The sequence below is a fragment of the Nostoc sp. CCY0012 genome (genome assembly GCF_963920855.1).
Classification (GTDB): Bacteria; Cyanobacteriota; Cyanobacteriia; order Cyanobacteriales; family Nostocaceae; genus Cyanocohniella.
In genome coordinates, this window is the sequence record NZ_CAWUDM010000223.1 from 1 (window position 1) to 1,837 (window position 1,837).

General features: G+C 42.7%; 2 protein-coding genes. Both read left to right on the plus strand.

Features of this window, described 5'->3' with window-relative positions; all coding sequences use genetic code 11:
* Nucleotides 1–234 precede the first annotated feature (234 nt).
* Nucleotides 235–990 carry a hypothetical protein gene (locus ACM0OS_RS28805; protein WP_414546593.1) on the plus strand — a complete coding sequence of 252 codons (756 nt, stop codon included), beginning with the start codon at nt 235–237 and terminating at the stop codon, nt 988–990.
* 5 nt (nt 991–995) lie between these two features.
* Complete coding sequence (locus ACM0OS_RS28810; protein ID WP_414546594.1) at nt 996–1,808, plus strand: hypothetical protein; 813 nt, start codon at nt 996–998, stop codon at nt 1,806–1,808.
* The last annotated feature ends 29 nt before the right edge of the window (nt 1,809–1,837 follow it).

Genomic DNA, 1,837 nt, shown 5'->3' on the forward strand with positions numbered 1-1,837 from the left:
CCCTAGCTATCTAATTGGTGTTGTTTGGAGGTAAACTGAAAAACACCTACCAGCAGGCATTCCTTCGTGATAGTAAAATTACCTAGCCACCGCCCACAAAGAAATTTCCCGGATGCCAAACGAATAATTGTGAAATGTGAGCTAAATTCGTGTATACATTGCGATACAAAATTAATTAGCCTTCCATCTTGGCATATGCGGAAAACGATTCAAACGCTAAACGGAGCAGTGTTTGTGGCAGGAAAGGGAAAAGAATGTGCTAACGCTGAATGTGAATATTTTGGTCAACACTACTTAGCGTATGGTGTACTAAAATATAGTTTACCTCAAAGCACTTACGGATTAGATGTGCTGGCATTTATCGGTTGGCAACATGAGCATGAGCATCAACAGTTGGTAGAAATTCAACGCTCATTAAACCAACGTGGTGTTGAAATTAACGAGAGTAATGTAGGTAAGTTATACCGTCAATTTCTGGCACTGTTGGGTGGAGCAATAGCACATACACAGGAGAAATTAGCTGCCACAGCAGTCCTTCATGGTGGCTTGATTTGGGCAATAGATGCCTTACAGCCCGAAGGCCACGGAACCTTACTGTATGTATTGTACGAGGTATTAAGCGGTACACCAGTAAGTGGAATTCAATTACCACAGGCACAAGGACAACAGTTAATTGAGTGGCTGCAACCATATCAGAAGTTACCGTACAAAGTGCTGGCAACATTGTCAGATGGGGAATCAGCAATCATCACGGCAATGAATTCAACTTGGCCAGATGCACCACATCAACGTTGTCAGGCACACTTTCTCAGTAATTTAAGCGAAGCGGTACTGCCATTAGATACAAAGCTAAGACAACAATTAAAGGCAGATTTAGATGGACTGCCACAAGTTCCAGAGAGTTCAGAAAGACCTCAATATCCAAGCTCCGAACAGCAACAAGACAATACCCCCTTTTTTCAGGAATTCCCTTTTTGTCACGAGGCATAGAGTTAATGGCAATCGAATCCCAGATTCGGGCTGCAATTCGGGATTGTGTCAATCGTACTAGTCGCAAACCTTTTCGTTGGGGTGGTTTAAGCGGTTATGAACAACTACAAGCAATAGGTTTGATACTACGTAGTTTACCATGTCGAGAACTGGATACAGATTATTTGTCTCTCTTGTCAGTATGGATTGACCAAGCTTTAAGCAACAATCTTTCCGTAGCCTTGGATTTGGCAGAAGCGCACAAGTGGTTGCAACGAATTGCCGAATGTTTATGCTATCCAAATAACTCCAATTTCACCTCAGACGATGTAACCGATATTACACAAACTGCCAAAATCCCCTTAACAAGTTTTCAAGTTCGGCGCGACATGGAACAGCTATTACAGCAGTTTGTGCCTGACCCAGGACAAAATCCAGCACAGTTGGCCTTAAAGAAGAAGTTACAACGTTTATGGGATAAATACGGGGCTAACTTATTGCACTGCTATGATATTCCTGGCTTACCGCCAGATAACTTGAAAATGGAAGCGATGTTCAGCCATTTGCGTCGCCATCAACGGCGAATCAGTGGCCGCAAGTCAACTGCCACATTGCGCTATTTTGGTCAATATCAAGTTTTATTCGTAGCCGAAACCGAAAAACACTTACTTGAGCAAATTCAGGAAGTTCCCATAGCTGAGTACAAAACTCAACGTCTTAGATTAGCTAGGGCTGAAGCTCCTCGCCAACGCAAACATCGCCTTCACCATAACCCAATTAACGCAATACAAGTTCTGGTCAATCAACATACCGAACTTCTCTCTGTGCTTGATTCTTAACCTCTTCAATACCAATTAGATAGTTAGGG

Excerpts from the sequence above, each read along its gene's own strand:
- ACM0OS_RS28810 (WP_414546594.1), top strand. The coding sequence starts at position 996 with ATGGCAATCGAATCCCAGATTCGGGCTGCAATTCGGGATTGTGTCAAT.